The sequence below is a fragment of the Chamaesiphon sp. OTE_8_metabat_110 genome (genome assembly GCF_031382685.1).
Taxonomy (GTDB): Bacteria; Cyanobacteriota; Cyanobacteriia; order Cyanobacteriales; family Chamaesiphonaceae; genus Chamaesiphon.
Genome location: NZ_JANMZA010000266.1, coordinates 1 through 3,205, shown reverse-complemented (window position 1 = coordinate 3,205; position 3,205 = coordinate 1). Strand labels below are relative to the sequence as shown.

General features: G+C 46.1%; 4 protein-coding genes. All 4 read left to right on the top strand.

All coding sequences use genetic code 11. The annotated features are described in order from the left end of the window. On the top strand, positions 1–498 hold a 498-nt coding region (locus tag RMO52_RS09570), incomplete at its 5' end, for a glycosyltransferase family 9 protein (RefSeq protein ID WP_310413366.1). A 288-nt stretch (positions 499–786) separates the two neighbouring features. After that, positions 787–1,614, top strand: a complete 828-nt coding sequence (gene map, locus RMO52_RS09565) for a type I methionyl aminopeptidase (protein WP_310413371.1) — start codon at positions 787–789, stop codon at positions 1,612–1,614. 165 nt (positions 1,615–1,779) lie between these two features. Then, entirely contained in the window at positions 1,780–2,550 is a 771-nt protein-coding gene (locus RMO52_RS09560; protein ID WP_310413363.1) for a hypothetical protein, read from the top strand. A 112-nt stretch (positions 2,551–2,662) separates the two neighbouring features. Then, positions 2,663–2,971, top strand: a complete 309-nt coding sequence (locus tag RMO52_RS09555; RefSeq protein ID WP_309743246.1) for an urease subunit beta — start codon at positions 2,663–2,665, stop codon at positions 2,969–2,971. Positions 2,972–3,205 lie beyond the last annotated feature (234 nt).

Below are 3,205 nucleotides of genomic sequence, written 5' to 3'. Positions count from 1 at the left end.
GATATCGACTGGGCAGAAGCCGAGCAGCAGCGACTGGGGATAAAAGATAGCGGTTACGTGCTGATTCATGGGGGCGAGACTAAACCAGATCCCAAGTCAGGCATCGATCGGATTTATCCTGTCAAGCAGTGGCAACAAATCGTCAAAGACTTGCAAACTCGCCAACCAAATATCCCCGTCGCGGTGATTAAAGGCCCCGATGACGCTGAGTTTATCGAATCACTCCTTACACTTTGCCCCACCCTCCTAGTAATTAGCCCCACAGACATCGGCAAACTCGCCGCTACGATCGCGGGTGCCAATCTGATGTTATGTACCAATAGCGGCCCGATGCACCTAGCAGTAGCCGTTGGTACCTATACGATCGCCTTATTTGGCCCATCAGATCCAGCAAAATTATTACCCGATAATGGTCGTGCGATCGCGATTAAATCCCGCACTGGAAAGATCGCCGATATTCCACCGTCAGATATTTTAGAGAAAATTTGGAAAGGATAGATCCAACCATGACATTCAACCGCCTGCGAAAGTAAAAGCAAAAAATTTCTGGTATTGTCTGATTGCGCTGACCCAACTCCAATATAGTTTTCCCTAAAGCCTAACACCCAAAGCCCAAAGCCTAATTCTAGAGCAATATACCAACGCAGAGAGAAAGAACTAGAATGAAAATAGGCACAGTCTAAATTCAAGGGTTGTTTCGACGCGATTGCCATGCCAAATCGACGTTCGACATCCCATCGCAGCAGTTGTCATCTCTTACCTTTACCCAGTCTGCTCCATCACGATATGAACATTCTCAGCGATTTACTTTTACAAAAGCAGCAACCCACCCGCGAAAAGAAACAACAAAAAGGGATCCAGATCAAAACCGAGCGGGAAATCGGGATCATGCGCCAATCTGCCAGAATTGTCGCCACAGTCTTAAAAGAAATTATGGTGATGGTAGAGCCGGGAATGACGACGGCAGACTTGGATGCTTACGCTGAGAAAAGAATTCGGGAAATGGATGCCATTCCTAGCTTCAAAGGTTTGTATGGGTTTCCCGCTTCCATCTGTTCGAGCATCAATGACGAAGCAGTACACGGCATCCCCAACCGCAAGAAAGTTATCAAGCAAGGTGATGTGCTCAAAGTCGATACTGGCGCGTTCTTTCAAGGTTTTCATGGCGATTCCTGCATCACGATCGGCGTCGGCACGGTCACACCTGCGGCTGCTAAGCTAATCAAAGTCGCCGAGGAAGCCCTCTACAAGGGCATAGAACAGGTCAAAGAAGGTTCATACCTCCTCGACCTCGCTGGTGCGATTCAAGACCATGTAGAAGCAAATGGCTTTAGTATCGTTGAAGATTTTACCGGGCATGGCGTGGGACGCAATCTCCACGAAGAACCATCGGTATTTAATTTCCGCACGCGCGAGATGCCCAATGTCAAACTACGCGCGGGAATGACGCTCGCGATCGAACCAATTATCAATGCTGGCTCGAAGATTACCAAAATGATGCCAGATAAATGGACGGCTGTAACTGTCGATAAATCTCTATCGGCGCAGTTCGAGCATACCGTACTGGTAACTAAGGATGGCTATGAAATTCTAACCGATCGGAACTTGGTCTGATTGGTTAATGCCACGTATTGAAACCCCCGACTTTTTAAAAAAGTCGGGGGTTTGTTTTATGTTTTTGGCTTGTGCAGGTTGAGAAAGTAGCATAAGCCGATCGTTAAGCCTATCGATCGCCATCCAAAATAGAGTATCAGCAAATATCAGTCCAAATTATTTACTATGTACGGTAGCATTGCAGCTTTTAATTCTGGATTACTTTTTATTGCTTTACTGGCATTTGGATTATTAAATTGGTTGCAGATTCCCGCCGGAAATTTATGGGATTGGGCGATCGGGATCGGGATTTTTGAGTGGACGATTTTGATAGTGACGGTGCCGTGGAATATTTATTTCAAAGCAAAAGCAGTAACTCAGACAGGAACTGAATCTCGGCTGCAAGGCATGGAGGTACCAGAACGTCAGATTTTATATGCTAACGGTGTAGCAACTAAAGCTCTAATCGTGGCGATCGCCTTACATTTAGGTACCGCAAGTGGGTTATATTTGTTAGCAGCAAACGGGATAACTAATTTAGGTTATTGGAGTTCGATCGGAATACTTTTGCTGACGTTATTGCGTCCAGCAATTAGCACTTATGAGTATTTAGCTACTCGATTGAGTGAAATGCAAAACCAGTTTCTGTATCCGCGCGAAGATATATTTGAGTTACGCGCTCGCTTTGGGCAATTAGAAGATCGCGTTCGCGAACTAACCGATCGACTCAATCCCGACGATAATGAATCATGGGTGAGTCAACAAAATTATCGGTGGGAAACAAATCGCGAAGAAATTGCTAAACTAACAATATCGATCGCCAATCTCAAAGCAAATAACGAATCAGAGCATCAACGATTAGCCCAAGAAGCCAAACAAGCAATTTCCCAAATCACCGTCGATGGACAGTTCCTCGAACACGCCCGTGAATTGATTCGCTTTTTTAAAGAAGCCTAAGTTGAGAAGGGAGATGGGAGATGAACCTCTCACCTCTACCCTCTACCCTCTACCCTCTACCCCCTACTAACTACCAACTCCCAACTCCCAACTCCCAACTCCCCCCTAAATCATGATTCCCGGTGAAATAATTCCCAAACCTGGCGAGATCGAACTAAATGTCGATCGACCGATTCTCAAGCTAACCATTGCTAATACAGGCGATCGACCGATTCAAGTTGGCTCCCACTATCACTTTTACGAAGTTAATGCCGCTTTGAGATTCGAGCGAGAACCCACCAAAGGAATGCGGTTGGATATCCCCGCTGGTACCGCAGTCAGATTCGAGCCAGGAGATGAGAAGCAAGTCCAATTAGTCGCGCTAGCAGGCTCCCGCGAAATCTATGGCTTCAACGCTCAAATCGAGGGTAGGCTCGACTGAGGAAAGTTACAATCCTCGGATCGGTGAGGTTCGAGCTATTACGAACGTTTGTGAACTAGTTATCGCGATCGATCTAAGCGATATAAGTCAATGGTGAAGCTAGCTTCAGGCAGTGGAAACGGCTCGATCGTCACTAGCAACCGATCGCCAATGGCTGTATCCTAGATTGGGTATTTATATACGTTAGATTAACAATCGCTTTTATTATATGTCTGCTAATATTGCTAACTCCAC